Annotated in this window: 1 protein-coding gene; it reads left to right on the top strand. The window is 48.9% G+C overall.

The genetic code is table 11. The features are described 5' to 3' along the window. Positions 1–337, top strand: a 337-nt coding sequence (locus AC1RPG_RS08425; protein WP_481762537.1) for a hypothetical protein, incomplete at its 5' end; no start/stop codon positions are given. Between the last annotated feature and the right edge of the window lie 25 nt (positions 338–362).

Raw genomic sequence — 362 nt, 5'->3', positions numbered from 1 at the left:
CGTGAAGGCACCCGATCCAATTGCCGTATTAACCTGCGAAGCAATCTTGAAACTGGATGCACCTGTTGCAAGATTACCGACCACCGCATATATAGTAGTCACCGAATTGTTTGTGGCTCCTATGCACAAAAGATGCGGATATGTGGCGTTACCTGTGGCAATGACCGCAAGCGGAGACGCAGATGAAGTCCCTGTTGCTGGCATCGTCACCGAAGTCCAACTAGAACCCTTATTGGTGCTGTATTGGACTACTGCTTTCGAAGAAACCGAGTTAATCGATGCCGTAACTGTATTTGATCCCGCATATCCAAGCGCCGCCACATTGGACAACTGCTGAGGAATCGGGGTCCATGTAGTTAAAT

The organism is Dellaglioa sp. CoH-57-MRSF-18 (assembly GCF_056781995.1).
The sequence above is the reverse complement of the archived record's forward strand: the minus strand, read 5'-3'. Positions and strand labels throughout refer to the sequence as shown.